The organism is Methylobacterium sp. E-005 (genome assembly GCF_022829725.1).
Taxonomy (GTDB): domain Bacteria; phylum Pseudomonadota; class Alphaproteobacteria; order Rhizobiales; family Beijerinckiaceae; genus Methylobacterium.
In genome coordinates this window covers 1-735 of the sequence record NZ_JAKSYG010000037.1, presented here as the reverse complement: position 1 = coordinate 735, position 735 = coordinate 1, and the positions used below count along the sequence as shown (strand labels likewise).

General features: G+C 64.4%; 2 protein-coding genes. Both read right to left on the bottom strand.

Features of this window, described 5'->3' with window-relative positions:
• Positions 1-96 precede the first annotated feature (96 nt).
• On the bottom strand, positions 97-540 hold the full coding sequence (locus tag MKK88_RS03450) for a hypothetical protein (protein WP_243997203.1): 444 nt from the start codon (positions 538-540) through the stop codon (positions 97-99).
• The coding region (locus MKK88_RS03445) for a hypothetical protein (RefSeq protein WP_243997202.1) at positions 537-735 on the bottom strand (199 nt) is incomplete at its 5' end. The genes MKK88_RS03450 and MKK88_RS03445, both read right to left, overlap by 4 nt.

Below are 735 nucleotides of genomic sequence, written 5' to 3'. Positions count from 1 at the left end.
ACCAGCACAGCGGCGCGATGTGTCGGTTGCGACCGCTCTTGAGCCAGCGGTTTTCGCGCTCCTGCTGGCAGATGGCGCAGATGAAGCTGGCATCATTCATTTGGACGCTCCCTCTGCTTCGGCGACGCGACGACGGGCTGTGACGAGGGTTGCGTTGAGCGACATCGCGTTCTTCAGTCCGAAGCGCCTGGCGATGGCATCGCGTTGACCGTATTCGGCAGCAGCCGCGGCCTTGATCATCCGGCGGTAGCGGGCCACGTCGGGCGTTGCCGACCATGTTCTCGCCGGCACGAGATGCCCGACATGCCGTCCGACCGTCTGGACGGACCAGCCCGTGATGGCGGCGATGTCGGACCGGCATAGGCCTTCTTCGTTGACCAGGGCCGTCATCTGCGCGAGGTGATGCGGCTTGACGGGTGCGGGCGGTTTCCGGACTACGGCAGGGTCTGCGTAACGCCACCAGCGCCTGTAGTGACGGTTGCACCATCCGCGGGCGAGATGCGGGGATTGGCAGCCGGGGATCGAGCAGGTGCGGGTCATGCTGCCCTCCGCATGAACCGACCAAACTCGTCACGCCGCTGCGGAGGCTTCGGTTGAGCGTTTAAAGCAACGACGCGGGCGGCCTTGAACCCAGCGAGCGTCAAATCGTAGACGAAGCGCCGAAATTCCCCCATGTTGAACTTCGGCGTTCCGCGATACGCCGCGAGGAAGAACATGAAGGGCTCAAGCGGGTAG

Bases quoted from the DNA above. Each gene is read 5' to 3' on its own strand.
- MKK88_RS03450 (WP_243997203.1), bottom strand. From the start codon at position 540: ATGACCCGCACCTGCTCGATCCCCGGCTGCCAATCCCCGCATCTCGCC.